11 protein-coding genes, 1 tRNA gene and 1 pseudogene are annotated in these 14,383 nt (G+C 53.0%); 6 read left to right on the top strand and 7 right to left on the bottom strand.

What is annotated here, in order from left to right; translation table 11 throughout:
* Positions 1 to 733: 733 nt before the first annotated feature.
* A complete protein-coding gene (locus tag OOF89_RS17910; RefSeq protein WP_266081544.1) occupies positions 734 to 2,125 on the bottom strand; it encodes a cytochrome P450 in 1,392 nt (463 codons plus the stop codon).
* A gap of 91 nt (positions 2,126 to 2,216) precedes the next feature.
* Here OOF89_RS17910 and OOF89_RS17905 point away from each other — a divergent pair, with 91 nt between their 5' ends.
* Positions 2,217 to 2,903, top strand: a complete 687-nt coding sequence (locus OOF89_RS17905) for a helix-turn-helix domain-containing protein (protein ID WP_266081542.1) — start codon at positions 2,217 to 2,219, stop codon at positions 2,901 to 2,903.
* A gap of 216 nt (positions 2,904 to 3,119) precedes the next feature.
* Here the strand turns inward: OOF89_RS17905 and OOF89_RS17900 are convergent, their stop codons facing one another.
* Entirely contained in the window at positions 3,120 to 3,413 is a 294-nt protein-coding gene (locus tag OOF89_RS17900) for a hypothetical protein (RefSeq protein WP_266081539.1), read from the bottom strand.
* Between the two features lie 63 nt (positions 3,414 to 3,476).
* Between OOF89_RS17900 and OOF89_RS17895 the strand changes: the two genes are divergently transcribed.
* Positions 3,477 to 4,337, top strand: coding sequence for a DNA-binding protein (locus tag OOF89_RS17895; RefSeq protein ID WP_266081537.1), 861 nt, complete (start codon positions 3,477 to 3,479; stop codon positions 4,335 to 4,337).
* A gap of 653 nt (positions 4,338 to 4,990) precedes the next feature.
* Positions 4,991 to 5,064, top strand: a tRNA-Thr gene (locus OOF89_RS17890).
* A 445-nt stretch (positions 5,065 to 5,509) separates the two neighbouring features.
* On the opposite strand, the gene OOF89_RS17885 is transcribed toward OOF89_RS17890, so the two are convergent.
* The 4 genes from OOF89_RS17885 to OOF89_RS17870 are packed head-to-tail and all read right to left on the bottom strand — an operon-like array spanning position 5,510 to position 11,501.
* Positions 5,510 to 7,498 (bottom strand): FAD-dependent oxidoreductase, encoded by a 1,989-nt coding sequence (locus OOF89_RS17885; protein WP_266081535.1) that lies wholly within the window; start codon positions 7,496 to 7,498, stop codon positions 5,510 to 5,512.
* A 26-nt stretch (positions 7,499 to 7,524) separates the two neighbouring features.
* Positions 7,525 to 8,046: a hypothetical protein gene (locus OOF89_RS17880; RefSeq protein WP_266081533.1), complete on the bottom strand. Its 522-nt coding sequence runs from the start codon at positions 8,044 to 8,046 to the stop codon at positions 7,525 to 7,527.
* On the bottom strand, positions 8,043 to 10,187 hold the full coding sequence (locus OOF89_RS17875) for a hydantoinase/oxoprolinase family protein (protein WP_266081531.1): 2,145 nt from the start codon (positions 10,185 to 10,187) through the stop codon (positions 8,043 to 8,045). Before OOF89_RS17875 ends, OOF89_RS17880 begins: the two co-directional genes overlap by 4 nt.
* A 3-nt stretch (positions 10,188 to 10,190) precedes the next feature.
* The gene (locus tag OOF89_RS17870) at positions 10,191 to 11,501 is read right to left on the bottom strand and encodes a transporter permease (RefSeq protein WP_266081529.1); all 1,311 of its coding nucleotides are present in this window, start codon (positions 11,499 to 11,501) and stop codon (positions 10,191 to 10,193) included.
* Between the two features lie 446 nt (positions 11,502 to 11,947).
* Here OOF89_RS17870 and OOF89_RS17865 point away from each other — a divergent pair, with 446 nt between their 5' ends.
* Together OOF89_RS17865 and OOF89_RS17860 are read left to right on the top strand one after the other, a co-directional pair.
* Entirely contained in the window at positions 11,948 to 12,715 is a 768-nt protein-coding gene (locus tag OOF89_RS17865) for an IclR family transcriptional regulator (RefSeq protein WP_266081527.1), read from the top strand.
* Between the two features lie 455 nt (positions 12,716 to 13,170).
* Positions 13,171 to 13,521: pseudogene (locus tag OOF89_RS17860) on the top strand (DUF7342 family protein); the annotation flags it as partial.
* Here OOF89_RS17860 and OOF89_RS17855 read toward each other — a convergent pair.
* Entirely contained in the window at positions 13,497 to 13,739 is a 243-nt protein-coding gene (locus tag OOF89_RS17855; protein WP_266081843.1) for a hypothetical protein, read from the bottom strand. The pseudogene OOF89_RS17860 and the gene OOF89_RS17855 sit on opposite strands and share 25 nt — an antisense overlap.
* 57 nt (positions 13,740 to 13,796) lie before the next feature.
* On the opposite strand from OOF89_RS17855, the gene OOF89_RS17850 reads away from it, so the two are divergent.
* Complete coding sequence (locus OOF89_RS17850; RefSeq protein WP_266081525.1) at positions 13,797 to 14,180, top strand: hypothetical protein; 384 nt, start codon at positions 13,797 to 13,799, stop codon at positions 14,178 to 14,180.
* Positions 14,181 to 14,383 lie beyond the last annotated feature (203 nt).

Here is a 14,383-nt window from a genome sequence, read left to right as displayed (position 1 = left end):
GGAACACTATGTCTGCACACTGGGCGACAGGAGGGGATGGAGTCGACAGTCATCGAATGAATAACAGACGATACTCGGCTAGGGATAGAGACAAATGCAGTGAGCAATGTTTCCGCAGCTAATAGCCTCGAAAGCCCCTGCACGCTCGACGGCTGCGTCTCGCTGCTGTTCACTCTGTTGCGGTGCTTATGTGGTCTCGTTCGACGAGCGCACGGCCCCTTTCAATCCCACCCAGAGGGGATAGTCGATATTTGGTGCTCACTGTTTAACTGGTGGTTCTCTCCGGCCCACCCTGCTCGCCGCATGCCGCCTACCGGTGAGCAAGCTCACCGACGTCTCGCTCACCGCTGTCGCCTTCTCCTCGTTTACTTGCGTGTTGAGACGCTCTCTATGGCGACGTCTCCCTTCGCGAGTGACGGAGCCCGTGTTCAATCCGCTTATCGCACTGTGTCCAAAGTTAAAAACGGATCGGAATTGACAGTCTTGGCTAGCCACATCGCGAACCTATGGCGTTTGTTGCCGAGTTCGAAATTGTCCTGCAGGCGCTCCGGTCCGTGGTCCTCGAACACTTCGATGTCGGAGACATTGGGTGCGTCACTCGCGGATATCGAAGGCGTTGACGAGGACATCGACGATGGATGACTGCGATTCATATCACTGATACCGGCCAGTTCATGTGTAGACTATTCTCACTCCCGTGAGGAAGGACGGAAACAATGTCTGACCGCGTTTATCACCGTCGTTTCACGCGAGCACGGATATCCTCGGCCGGGCGAAGTGTCGTTGCCATCTCCAAATCAGGATTTGGGTCGGACAGCAATTCGAATTCGACTGATTGGGCGATTGTGGGCAGCATCGTCTTCAGTTCGAGCATGGCAAAGCGCATCCCGATACAGTGGCGCGGCCCACCCCCGAACGGGAAATAGGCGTAATCCGGACGCGAGTCCTCGAGCTCCTCCGTCCAGCGGTCGGGATCGAACGTTCCGGGATCGTCGTACCAGCGTTCGTCCGTGTGCACGAAAAACTGCGGGAGCGTGATTCTGGTCCCTTCCGGAATGCGATAGCCTCCGAGTGCGACGTCCTCAGTAGTCTTGCGGAACATGGTGAATGCGGGTGGGTACAGCCGAAGCGATTCGCGGATGACTTTCTCCGTGTACGTGAGTTCGGCGAGATCGTCAAGCGTGGGCGCCTGCCCTCCGAGAATTGCGTCGTGTTCTGCATCCAGTTTGTCGCGTACAGACCGGTTTTTCGCGAGTTCAAGGAACGTGTAGGTCAGCGCCAGCGACGTCGTCTCGTGACCGGCGAACAGGAACGTTATCATCTGGTCGCGAATCTCGGTTTCCGACATCGTGTTGCCGTCTGCGTCCTCGACGGTGAGCAACAGTGACAACAGGTCGTCGTACTCGTCTTCCTGCCCGCGACGGTCGTCGATAAGCCCCTCGATGAATGACCGAAATTCGGAGAGCACGCGGTTGTAGCGGCGGTTCTCCGGTGTCGGAATCCACATTGGCACGAACGTAGAAAGGCCGTCTAAACTGCCTCGGTCATTGAGGGTCTCTGCAAATTCGGTCACGATACTCCCGCTTTCGTCGAGTTTTAAATCGAACAGCGACCGGGTCAACATGTCGAGGGTGAGGGTCGAGAACGCGCGATTGAGCGCAATCTCCTCGCCATCGTCCCAGTCGGCAACTAGCTCCTCTGCGGACTGGGCCATCGTCTCGCCGTAACTCCGGATGCGTTCGACTGTGAAGGCGTCCTGAAGCATCGTGCGCTGGCGTCGCCACTGGTCGCCGTCAGTCATGAGCACGCCATTGGGGGCGAACTCGCCACCGAAGTCTTCGAGCCCCCACTTTTCGTATTGTGCGTAATCGACCAGCAGAATCTGCTCGATGAGGTCGGGATGCAACACCGTACAGAAGTCCATCCGCGGAAGGCGATAGCTGACGACGTCGCCGTAGGTACTCATCTCGTCAAAGAACGCCCGCGTATCGCCGATGAGTGAGCGAGCGTTCCCAAGTATCGGGAGGCCAGCTGGCCCGGGCGGCGTCTCAGTGGGGAGGGCGGTACCGCGACGGCCGGATGAATGCTCGGACGACGCATCGAATTCGCTGTGTTGCGGGCACATAGGTGAAAAAACGGCCACGACCGGAACGAACGTTGTCCCGAGATATCTCGCCTATTTATGTGGGTCGAGTGAGACGTTTCGATAACTGCTAATGCGCTACCTCCACGCTCGCCTCGACGTTCCCGCGGCGATGCGCCACCCGCTGCAATCGTTCGTCGCAGACTCAGAAGCAATGAATCGCGCAGAACTCCACGCGTGGAATCAGTCGTTCGAAACTGTCCAGTTCGCGTTACTCTACATCGACGGCGACATCGACGCGTATCGCGACCGCATCGAAACCGTCGAACCCATTCGATGGTTCGAACTTGCTCCCCTTGACGAGACCGGGTTCTATTCGTACGTCTGCCAGGAGTACACTGAGTCGGAACGAGGATTGACTCGGGCATTCATCGACCTGCAACTCGTCGTCGTCCCACCGATTGTGTACGGCACAGACGGCTGGGTCGATGTGACCGTCGTGGGGAGCGGTGACTCATTGTCGGACCTGGTGGACGCGCTCGAAGCCCGGTCGGACATCGGCGTCGACGTCAGAGAGATTGGCCGGCTCGACCGTCGACTAGGGTCGGTGACTGGCTGTTTGACCAGTCGCCAGGCAGAAGCGATCGAGACGGCGACCGAGATGGGCTATTATGCTGTCCCGCGGCAGGCGTCTCTTGATGCTGTCGCGAGTGAACTGGAGGTTGCGAATTCGACTGCCTCTGAACTTCTACGGCGTGCAGAGTCTCGTCTGATGCCACGGCTCGTCGGCGTTTCAGGTTCTTCGCGGTCCACTGAGTGATATAACGACGCGTTCAAGCAGTGACTTGCCGAGTGGCCCGACTGGCCCAACGATACTCGCTTCGTCGAGAGTGCCCTCTGCATGAACCGAGTCATCGAAGTGTATGACCTGCCGGAGAAAGCGGATCAGTCGTTCTTAGGTGCTTCGTTACGGCCCGTCCCGCTCGCCGCTGCCGCCTTTCGGTGAGCAAGCTCACCGACGTCTCGTTCGCTTTGCTCACGAGACCTCCGCGTCGCTCGCGACCGACCAGTCCGGGCGTGCGGCCTGCGGCCGTTCCGGGCATCTGGTTTCGACGCCAGCACCAAGCGCACGTTCGGTTGCGTCTCTCGCTGGTCGACGGACACGAAACCGGCTTGTGTGCTGGACGCTTGCTCCGGGCGGGTCGCCGCGCGGTGCTGGTTGTGTCCCTTCGAAAACGCGCGCTCGCTTCGCGCCCAGGGGGACGCTCGCGAAGGCGCAAGCGAGCGCGCAGGAGATGGATGCGTTGTGCAATGTAGCGTTGTGACTCATGCAGAGGTAAGTGTCGGAAAAGACGCGGTAGTGGACGCGCCTTCGGAACGTGGTAGAGTTCCAATGAGTAGTAAACAGACGATTGATCAAAGAGTTTCGGTTGACGAACAGGCGATTGAATGTGATGAAGCGGAACAATATGAGGTTGTTGAGGAAACACCCGAGCTACAGCCGTCGGTTGCACAGACCATCCAAGGGAAAGTGGATACGAATCATCCAGATGGGGTTGGCCGTGGACTGACGTTGGCGGCAGAAGAGCGATTGGTGGCACGAGAGATGGAGATCACACGAACGCGTGAGCGGTGGGATCGAGCACAAGATTCAGAGCGAGAAGCACAATGTCGACGAGTGGCGGTCGAGGGAAGTCAAGAACGGCGCTGTGCGTTCCAGGAGCGAGCGGCAAGTGTGGATCCGTGGTGTGATCCAGAGCGAGGAGATCCTCGTGAGGAGTTGGCTCAAGAGCAGTTGGCGGCAGTGAACAAACAAGCAATGCGGTTAACGACAAAAATCGATGAGTGGTCGCGAGCAGCAATCAGTCGGCGGTTAGCTGAACGGGTTGTGGATGGGACAAGTGTGATGAGTGCAGTCGTGGGTGTGTACGAGGAATTGCGGACGGCCCCTGGGCAGGTGATTTCAATCGCGGATGTGCAGGACGTGAATCGAAAGGAGGTAAGCATTGAGGGGCAAGTTACCCAGCTGTGGACTCCTGGCAGTCCGAAGATCCAACAAGTCGGCCTGATCGAAGACGACAGTGGTCGCATCAAATTCACCGTATGGCGAGCATCGCAAAAGACGATGGTTGAGGAAGGTGAAAGGGTGCAGTTGCGATCAGTTGCAACAAATTGGTACGAGGGGCGTGTCTCAGTAGCCGTCACTGGCTGGAGCGATATTCACAGTCTCGAGCGCGGGCGCTGGTGGGAGTAGTCGGATAGTAGAGGTTCCTTTTTATTGTGTGCCGGACCGACCCAGGCCCCGCCACCCCACCCTCCGCTCCGTGCTCGCGTTGCTGTGCGCGCAGCCACGACCTTGAGAACAGGTCTATTCTATTGTGGACAGTCATTCCAGCGTCAGCAGGAAACTGCTATCCTGAGTGACGATCAAGGGACAAAGATGCCTTGGAAGCTACTGGATCGTTCCCGCTGTTAGAACCAGTTTCGAGTGGAATTCTCGGTGAGATAGTGGTACGTTCAGTTATGAGGACGCTCCACCGTCCGCGTTTAGTCTGGGCAATCTATGAATTGCTCACAGCGATTCTGACCGCGTATGTCTTAGTGACGGGTGGACGATGGAGCAACACTGCTGTGATTTTTGGTTTGCTTGCTGGGCTTTCGTGGGTGCTCATCAGAGATGGGCTCTTAGCAGGGTCATTCGCTCGATACAGGGTATACATCAGTGTCGATCGCTGTAGTGAGTAAGATAGGGAGAAAAGAAGAGATTTGGTTAGCGTATAAATTGCCCATACGGAGTTGGAGTCAAACGATGCGAACTCACAGAAGAAGATACGCAGACTACCATCTTCGTTTGTGGAGAATTCGAAAGGAGAAGACCTTTGTTGGGAGCGTATCGATACCAGTCATGCCTTGGTAGCTCAGGCTGGCAGAGCAGCTCCTTTGTAAGGAGCCGGTCGAGAGTTCAAATCTCTCCCGAGGCTTTTCAACGAATTTTGGAGGGTTACGTAAAAGAGAGAATTCACGAGGGATTAGAGTTAGTATAATCTACTAACCAACTGTCGCTCCATATTCCGAAGCAAGAGCGATAGAAATGACTCACACAGAATGCAGCAGTCCGCGAAAATCTTCCTCGTATCTATTGCTTATCGCGAGAACTACTTAAACGAGAATTGGTTAGTAATCGATCTTCTCGACGCGAAGTGACCCACCGTATTCACTACAACAGTGCTGTTCAGGGTTGTGAGCTATCTTTGAGCATCGATATCGAGCAATTCGAGCATCGAAGTTTTCGCAGACGAGCCACCACTTTGGCGCAGTAAACCTTCGCAGTACTGCGTTGTATCGAGAGCGTTCCGTTGTCCGTCAAGAATTGGCTGCAGCCAAGAGAGTGGACTCTTTGACTAACCCATAATCGGGTCAATCCAGCTACTCACCATCACCATGATTCCTGAGAAGCTGGTAGCAAATAACACTTGCATGGCCTATTAAAATGGGATCACTTGGTTCAAGATCCGACGGAAGAACTGATGGCGGTAATTCATCCTTGTGTAGCTCAGTTCGTAGCAACTGGAGAAAATCGCCCGTTGTGAGCGAAGAAGTGTCTGGTTCACTATCGGGCAGATCTTGGGCCAATACAGTTGGCTCCTTACCGGTATTAGATAACAATGCAGCGGTATTCTTGCTCCACTGTTCAGCCCGCGATTTTGTCAGTTTTGTCTCTAGGTTGGCATCATATGAATCAAAGAACCCTTTCGAGCCGAGATACTGAACCGCGGGAATCCACGATTCAGAACCGAATTCAGAACGGTCAACATCATTAAAGAACGAATACACAACACCAGACTCACCGAGCGTTTGTTGAAGTTCTTCACTATCGATATCGGCAGGTGGAACCTGCTGTTGCTCGGCAAGTGCAGCCGCAAAACCCGCCGATTCGCCGATGTGCATCCAAGTAGGCTCTAAGCGAATCGTACCATAGGCGACATGTGTTGCTGACAATGGGACGGGGACTAGTAAGTTGTCGATGCCTTTCGGTAGCATAGATCGGTAGGGAACCTGTGAAGGGCGTGTAACCTGCGATGCATAAAAGAATCCCTCTGGCTGGCTACCCAATTGTCGCTCGGTATGACAGGCATGAGAATCCAGTGGATACTCAGCAATGGCAACCGCATCCGACTTGATCGGTGTGCGGTCCAATCCGGGGGCATGGCGTGCATCATTTTCAGTGAAGACAGTTCGCCCCTCTAATCGTCGTGCTTCTCGAATGTAAAGCTGCCACGGGAAGTTGTCCGTATCCGTAAATTCGTCAGTGGCAAGACCCCATTCGCGAGCATACGATTGAATTTCATCAGGAACCGCATCATCGTTCTGTAAGAAATACAGAAGTCCAAGCGCGTAATTGCGGTGTCGTGTTGCGATTTCGTCGCGCCGATCCCACCCTGCATCCGGATAATCATGATTTTCGCCTGGGAGGTCAGCCGAGTTCATATCGGCTTTTTCGTTCGGGAGGTATCGGAGTAACAGATACTGACGAACACCGCTCTCGATGATCTCGTCTAATTCTTCAAGATACTCAGCTCGGTCGTATCCGTCAGGTCTATCCGGGAGCCGCCTTGTTTCCGGATCCCGGCTTAAACAGAGGCGATAGTTGTATGCTTGAATAGCGTTGTCCGCCTCGCCAGTGCTCCTCGGATAAATCTCTGTAAGGCCCGCTGGATGCGGTACAATGTCGAGATCGCCTTGCTGTTTATCTGTTGGCACATGAAGAGGGCCACGGCGATCCATCGGTGCGGTGTCATCGCCATCACCGACCGCGGCCCGCGGATAGTATCGGTCACCACGAATTCCAGTGAACAACCGCCCTGCGAATTGTTCATTGTATTCCGAGCGTGACTCTCGACCGACACGGTACGCCGCACCAGCAATCGCCATGAGATCTCCCTCGTACGTCGCTTCGATGAACGTCGAACCAGTAGCCTGGAAGGTTGAATCGCTGTCAAACGCTTCGAACGTAACTTTTTGAATAATCGATCCATTTCGCGTAACCGATGTCGGACGATATCCACGGGAGACTGTCAAGTTCGGCTCATTCGCGACAAACTCCTCGAAAATCTCCTCTGCGACGTGAGGTTCACAGATATAGCCATCCTCGGAGAACTCGTACTGTTTTGAGTTCTCCCCGTATTCTGTTCGATAGTGGTCACGAACTGATGAGAAGAACTCGTCGAGAAGCGGTGCTCGAGATTTTTTAATCAGTGTGTCCGTATAGCTCAATCCCCCAGCCATCATCCCGCCGAGATGCTGGTTGTAGGTAACGAGTAATGTTTGTTCACCGTTTCGTGCAGCACGTACTGCAGCTGCAATTCCACCTGCGGTTCCTCCGACGACGACGATTGGGTAGTGATCTTCAGTCATAGCTGTGTGAGTATTCTGATCGATTTCTATTGGGATTGCTGAGCGAACGATGCAACAGATTCAGGAATCAATGTAGTAGCAAATGAGTGTGCGGCACACTCTTCGAGGCTACGTCTCGATGGTCTGGATGTTTTTTTGCGCCGAAGCCACCGTAGTGCGCGTTTAATTGGACTATATTGCTCTCGCCACTCCGGCGGATTCTGTTCTAACAGATAATGAGCTAGCTCGTGGCTGCAAACGGCTTTTCGGAGAATATTCCGGTCAATGTCAGCAATGTTGGCAACTCGGTCAATCTGTCCCTCGTACAGGGTAATAGCACCACCCGAGTACGCCCCAAGTAACTGAACTGAGTCGAAACCGTTCCAGTGATCCTGGTTAATCTCAATATCTTCCTCGATGGCAATCTGAAATGGGTTGTTCGTTCCATATTTGTCGCGAATATTTCGGGCACGGGTTTGTCCAGTTGCGTTCGCACGCTGGATCCATGACAAATGCTCGGTATCCGAGGCTGTTATTTCAGCTCCAGAGGGGTTAACTACCGGGTTCATGGCTTCTCCGCTAGAATCAGGAGTTGTTCTGAGTCCGGTATCTCCTCGAATTCAACGTCGAGCAGCGAGTGGATCTGTTCACGTGACGAGATGCCGCTAACGTCTAACAGTTGATTACCATGACAGATGTAGAGGTTCGGCAACTTGGCTGAAGCGTTACTAAAGACGGATTCTTCGTCCAGAACCTTGTCGACCACCTTAGTAAGAAGTTCACCAGTCGCTTTGTACACCTCCGCATCATTAAGCTTGAGTTTGACGACGCCACTTTCGTCGAGAACAGCGAGTCGTTGAGTACTGCTGGATATAAGACCGAAGAATTTTGAACTTGTCTCTTGGGATTGATACACCGACAGCCCCCCAATTGAAGCAAACTTTTCAATGGTTTCAGCCTCGGCATCGAGGCTTGAAGCCGCTGTTTCCCGGAGTTCCGCCTCATCAACTGTTCCCTGGGAGAGGTCACGCGTTTGAAGTTCGGTCGACCCTTCAGCCTCCGCGCGAAGCAGGTTTCGGGAGCTATCATACTCGACTTTTGCTTCAACCGTTTCTTGACTCGCTCCCATACCGACAACAGAATCGATGGCTTCCCGTCGTAGCTGCTGGATTTCGTCCTCACCAGGATCCATGACGTTTCGCTCGATGACGTCGCGAACCATCGCCAACCCAACACCAATTGTACTGATTGTCTCATGGTTGTGAGCAAGCCGTGCTTCGTAGGGGGTTGTTGCGGCCAGATATGGAACCAAGGCAGCACTCCCGCCACCGCCGCCGACTAATTCAAGAAGTTTTGGGTCAAGATCGTACTCTTCTACGATCGACTCAATAACAGGAATAATCTTTCCGATGCTTGCATCAAGCACCATCTCAGCGGCCGTCTCAACGTCTACCCCCAATTCGTCAGCAAGTGGTTCGAACGCACGTCTGGCTGCCTCTGGATTTCCGGCTGCATAGGCTGTTTCGTCGACATACCCGAGCAAGTTTGCTGCACCGCTCGGCGTCAGCGCGTATCGATTCCCATTCGCCGTTTCGATACCAACGTATTCGGGATCGTTCGGTTTTGGGCGAAGGCGGACAAGCGAGGGTGACTGGATTTCGTCGGGGTCAGCATATACCGCATACGGAATATCGGCAATATGAGCACTTCGAGGGCCGACTTCTGCGATTTTGTCGCCATCAAGACGAATCATCGATCCACCGGCAATTCCCTCAGTTCGAATGTCTAGCGTCCGGAGGAAAGTTGTATGACCACCGATTTCGGCCGCTTTCCATTTCGGTTGTCCCTTCTCAATGACGCTGATGTCGCTGCTGGTGCCACCAACTTCGATAAAGATACCGTCGGTGATGTTTTCATACATCAACGCGCCGGCAACGCCTGCCGCCGGGCCAGAAAGAATCGTCTGGATAGGACGTCGTTGCATCTCCTCTATTTCCATCACGCCACCGTCTGACCGCATTATCATGAGCGGGGCATCGATCCCCATTCCACCAATGCTCTCAACGGTCGAGCGCGATGTTTCTATCATCCGTGGAAGGATACTCCCGTTAACGACCGCTGTCCGGGTTCGAACCTTGAGGCCATAGCGCTTTGAAACAACATTCGCACCGATGGCAGCAAGCCCATCTCGGGTCACAAGGTCACAGACCGCGTTTTCCGCAGTCGGGTCGTCGACGCCGAACGCCTGACTTACGACGACGGCTTCAACGTTCTTGTCCGCAAACCGCTCGAGAATTGGTTCGATCTCATCAGTTGGTACCCCGTCGTCGAGCATCACAAATCCGTGTTCAGTCTCGATCGTTTGGTCATTATCTAGTGAGATGGTGTCGATTTGGGTTTCGGACCGACCGCGTCGACCTTTCAGACCGCGTCCCATCCCAAGTACGCCGACCTTTGCGACGTCGCCTTCTAGAAGCGCATTAGTCGCTTGTGTCGTTCCGTGTGCGATGAACACAACGTCAGCAGGAGTGGCTTCGACTGATTCGAGTATTGTCGAGGCTGCCTCAACAATCCCTGCGGCGACTCCGGCACCCGCATCGTGAGTCGTTGGGACTTTCACTTGATCCAGAACCTCGAAGGTCGTGGTATCAATCGCAACTGCATCTGTAAACGTTCCACCGACGTCAATACCGATTCGTATCTGTGTCATGGATTAGAGCCCGAAGAGATACACTGAAACAACAACACCCACTCCAGCGGTAAACCATGCGAATGGAAGAATGCTTTTAGTGATGTCATTAACATTGATTTCCATTTCGTCTGCAGTCCACGCATTGTGCGTGTTCGTTGGGTCAGCTGGTGCTTGTACCCGAAGCGCACTCACTGCGGTGGTGGTAATGAGAGCTGGATTAATTCCAATTGCGGCGAGAACACCGATAATACCGCTTCCCAAGCCCCACAGGTTCAGTGGCCCCCTGTACAGCGCAAGGGGGGCCAGGACGATGAACATCGCGGCGTAGAGCATCATATTCTGCGGGATGATAAGTCTAAGTAGAGGCTCCATTGTCGTTGCCACGGGCTTGGCGAAGACGGCTTGGAGGAGCCACCCGATCGATACCATCAGCGCGATTGCTGGTGCGGCGTCCGAAATCCCCTCATGGAATGCGTATGTAACCTGATTTAATGTCTGTTTCATGTTTTTGAATGCTTTGAGTCCGGGTTTGCTCGTGACAGCCGCGTAGAGAATACCGACTACGAAGGCAGGCAGGACGGGACTGCCGGCAATAACCAGCAAAACCGGGAGAATTGGGGCAAGAAGCGCGTATGTTGGAACGATCGATTCGAACTGTTGTTCGATTTCGTCTGCCGTCGATCCGACGTCTTCGGCGTTCGTCGCCCAGGTCGCCTGAATATTGCCCCTTTTTGTCTGGAATCCGATATACGCGAGTCCCGCGATCAACGCAGCGAAACCAGTTGGAAGCGCCCATACCAACACCTGCTGTAGGTCAATCCCCGTGACGTCAGCATAGAACACCCAGTTAGCTGGATTGAACATGACTCCGTTGCCATATCCCAGGAGAACGATACCTGCGGCAACTTTCCGCTGAAAACCGATGCTAACCATGATTGGGAAGACGATAGTCGCGATCATGATGAACGCACCCAATCCTGAAATGCTGGTTGAAATGACTGTGACGGCGAGGTAGAGCAGTATCGAAACGACGATCGCATTGTCTCCACCGAGTTCCGCCGCGGATTTGACGATCTCCTCGGCGATACCGGTTTGTTCGATGATCGCGCCGAGTGCAGCACCAAAGAACACGGCAACGAACGCTGCTGCAAGCTTCGTTGAACCGTCTACAATTACCGTATTAATTATTTGATCTGTTCCTAGTCCACCGACAGCGGCGATACTCAGTGCCATTGCAGCCAATGCAACGAAAGTAGGCACAAGCTCTGTCATCATTAGAATCCCGAAAACTGCGAACACAACGAGAATTCCAATTGCTCCGATGAGTCCCATGTGGTCTAAATCACCGACTCAACGTGGTGATAGACACTATATAATTCTATTTAATATATTATTATAAATTCTATATCAGAATATAGCTATAATGAAGCCGGATGAGAGAGATTGTCGCTTCGAAGATGAGAAGATAGGATTTAGCAAAATACAGTATTTAGGCCAGAAAAAGGAGTATTCAAGGATATAGACCTACTATTGGTATTTCCTAAATCGACCTATTCAGTGGGGAGACAATATTATTGGAAGTTTACTATAAAACTCTGTCTTTATTGCCATTGTTCCGTAGAATGGAACGGCAGCCGAGGAAGACCGCTATGCTTATAGGTGGATTATTATGATTGATAATAATATTAAATGAAAGAAGGGAACGTTCCATGCAGCGGATAATGATGTTCCACAGAGTGGAACGGTATTTATACAAACAGGCCACATACACAAACACAATGGCTGACCAACCTGAGCCACCAATCCAAGCACTCGATACAGGTATCGAAATTCTGGAGAAACTTGGGGATTTAAATGGAGCAGGGGTCTCAACGCTCGCTGCCGAGATTGATCGGCCAAAGAGTACAGTCCATCGCCATCTTAAGACACTTGAGAATCGTGGATATGTCCAAAATGATGGCACGGAATATTTTGTTGGATTGAAAGCGCTTCGTCTCGGAGCAAATGCACTCAATCGCCATCTCGTCTATCCGGTTACAAAATCGGTAGTGAATAATCTGGTAAAAGAAACAGGGGAGTCAGCTGCCATTGCCGTTGAAGAGGCCGGACAAGCAGTATATCTCTACTATAATCGAACGGATCAAGCAGTCAAAACAGACGCACGATTGGGAATCCGTTTATATCTTCACTGTACCGGAACGGGAAAAGCAATTTTAGCTCATCTTCCGGAGGAACGAGTAGACCAAATCATTGAACAGCATGGACTGCCGAAGCGAACGCCACAAACAATCACAGATCGGGATGAGTTGGACGCTGAGTTAAAACGTATACGTCAACTTGGCGTTGCATTCGATGATGAAGAGCGATTAGAAGGAATGCGAGGTGTTGCTGCTCCGATAGTGAATCAGGAAACGGGTGCTCTTTTTGGTGCGCTTACAGTTGCTGGACCAACTCATCGTGTTCACGGTGATTGGTTTCGAGAAGACATCCCAGAGTTGCTCCAGCGAGCTACAAAGATGGTTGAAGTGAATCTTACATACCAATAAACGCCGGGATCGGTGGTTAGTTCGGCAGTTCTTTTCGTCCCGCTCGCGCGTATGTCCAACACGGGAAACCACCGACGCCGTCACAGTCGCAGTCTTCTGATTCGACATCGTCGTCGTCCTCGCATAGACATTTCTGGAGCGTCCCGTCGTTCGTTACGGTTTTGACAGGGGCTATATGCTTGCAGAATGAGCGTCGAGGGTTCATAGAGGTCTCTTAGGAGATCAGGCTCGTCGATTTGGGACTTCATACAGCTGATCAAGCCGATCTCTTGAGCCATGGAACGATAAGCGATCTAAACGGGAGAGGCCCACTCGCTGTACTCCGAAGTGAAACTCGTCGATGTTAGTATTCAATACTAACATCGTGGTCTTCGAGAAATTGTCGATTCTCGATACCCCCTCATAATATTTTCAAATTCCAAATATATGTTGTGAAACGGCATGTAGTATCACCAATGACCGAGTTCGATCCCACTCCCAACCGAGACGCCACCGACAATATCCGACAGCGGTGGCGGGAAAATACCGACACATTCGGGCGTGTTTACGATACGATCCTTGGGATTACGGCGCCGACCCCCTACGCTGATATCGCAGAGACCGCCGAGTGTTCACCAAACGCCGCGAAAAAGCATCTTGAACGACTCGTCGAAATGGGTATCGCCCATAATGAAAGCGAGAGTCGCCCGGCTCGATACGAGCGCAACGAAGGCTATCTCGAATGGCAGGAAGCCAGTCGTATCGCGACCGACTTCACGGTCGATGAGATCATCGAGCGAGTTCAGCGACTGGAAGCCCACCGAGAGCTAACTTTCCAAAAAATCAGTCCTGTGATGACCGCATCGAAGAACTCCAAGCCCGCGAGTTCGAGAAAGGTGCCTACCTGCTCGCCGAGAACGTCAACGAAGACCGGATCACTGTCGGTGGCAACGAACTCGAACGCATCATCAAAGACGACCGGAAGACCTACTTCCGTCTCCCCGGTGAGGAAGATGTCCTCGGTCGCGGTGGTGCAGTCGCGCATTCGATAGCCGATCACCTCCCAATACAGCGATTGGCTCGCTATGACGATGAAATGTTTATGTCGGTGACCAATCGCAAACCGGACGAACTCGCAAGCAAGGCGTGGCGCGAGCGCGATGATGCTGGTCGGTATTCGATCTGGTCGACCGACAGTGGCGAGATTCGTGCGTATCTCGATGCCTCAGAGCTTGCTAAGTGGATTCGACTGAAGGAGTGCGGCGTGAGCAAGAAATATAGCCAGGAGCTGGCTCGACGGACGATAGACGCAATACATGAACTCTCGAATGGCCGCCTTGGGAAAATCAAACGCCAACGGTCCAAAGACGGACTGATCTACCAAGAAACACGCCTTGTCCTGAAAGCCGATGTGAAACTTCCCGGTGAGGTGAACAGCAAAACTACGGACGACACTCCGAGCACAGACGGGGTTGCCGGAGAGTAGCGTGGTCGGGACGAAAACACACTCGAGAGGGACACGACTCTAACACAAACACCACCAGGACCGCGGTTGTGGACGTCCCGAATTGACACAGCTCAGGACAGACGTCGTCCGGCTACTCGTAAGTACGGCAGTTGTATCGGCAACTATCGGCTACAAACAAGCGGGAGGAAGAGAGCTGGTACCGACCACCGCGTCTGTGGTCG

It is taken from the genome of Haladaptatus caseinilyticus (assembly GCF_026248685.1).
In the GTDB taxonomy this organism is placed as follows: domain Archaea; phylum Halobacteriota; class Halobacteria; order Halobacteriales; family Haladaptataceae; genus Haladaptatus; species Haladaptatus caseinilyticus.
Note: the sequence above shows the minus strand (reverse complement) of the source record. Positions and strands in the feature narration are given on the sequence as shown.

Coding starts and splice junctions, on each gene's coding strand:
- OOF89_RS17885 (WP_266081535.1), bottom strand. CDS start 7,498: ATGACTGAAGATCACTACCCAATCGTCGTCGTCGGAGGAACCGCAGGT.
- OOF89_RS17905 (WP_266081542.1), top strand. CDS start 2,217: ATGCGCTACCTCCACGCTCGCCTCGACGTTCCCGCGGCGATGCGCCAC.
- OOF89_RS17870 (WP_266081529.1), bottom strand. CDS start 11,501: ATGGGACTCATCGGAGCAATTGGAATTCTCGTTGTGTTCGCAGTTTTC.
- OOF89_RS17850 (WP_266081525.1), top strand. CDS start 13,797: ATGTCGGTGACCAATCGCAAACCGGACGAACTCGCAAGCAAGGCGTGG.
- OOF89_RS17910 (WP_266081544.1), bottom strand. CDS start 2,125: ATGTGCCCGCAACACAGCGAATTCGATGCGTCGTCCGAGCATTCATCC.
- OOF89_RS17880 (WP_266081533.1), bottom strand. CDS start 8,046: ATGAACCCGGTAGTTAACCCCTCTGGAGCTGAAATAACAGCCTCGGAT.
- OOF89_RS17900 (WP_266081539.1), bottom strand. CDS start 3,413: ATGAGTCACAACGCTACATTGCACAACGCATCCATCTCCTGCGCGCTC.
- OOF89_RS17875 (WP_266081531.1), bottom strand. CDS start 10,187: ATGACACAGATACGAATCGGTATTGACGTCGGTGGAACGTTTACAGAT.
- OOF89_RS17865 (WP_266081527.1), top strand. CDS start 11,948: ATGGCTGACCAACCTGAGCCACCAATCCAAGCACTCGATACAGGTATC.
- OOF89_RS17895 (WP_266081537.1), top strand. CDS start 3,477: ATGAGTAGTAAACAGACGATTGATCAAAGAGTTTCGGTTGACGAACAG.
- OOF89_RS17855 (WP_266081843.1), bottom strand. CDS start 13,739: ATGCGCGACTGCACCACCGCGACCGAGGACATCTTCCTCACCGGGGAG.